The 231-nt window shown below is 50.6% G+C and carries 2 tRNA genes; both read right to left on the minus strand.

The window, feature by feature from the left end:
• Positions 1–21: 21 nt before the first annotated feature.
• Positions 22–97 (minus strand) — tRNA-Ala (locus COE25_RS30050).
• Between the two features lie 10 nt (positions 98–107).
• Positions 108–184: transfer RNA gene (locus COE25_RS30055), tRNA-Ile, on the minus strand.
• Positions 185–231 lie beyond the last annotated feature (47 nt).

Here is a 231-nt window from a genome sequence, read left to right on the forward strand (position 1 = left end):
CTAGTTTTCAAAGAACGATTTTGGTGGAGCCTAGCGGGATCGAACCGCTGACCTCCTGCGTGCAAAGCAGGCGCTCTCCCAGCTGAGCTAAGGCCCCGTTATGAAGATGGTGGGCCTAAATGGACTCGAACCATCGACCTCACGCTTATCAGGCGTGCGCTCTAACCAGCTGAGCTATAGGCCCCCACAACGGAAATATAAAGAGAGATTATACTCTCAAAACTAAACAAA

The organism is Bacillus sp. AFS031507, from assembly GCF_002584635.1.
Lineage (GTDB): Bacteria > Bacillota > Bacilli > Bacillales > Cytobacillaceae > Neobacillus.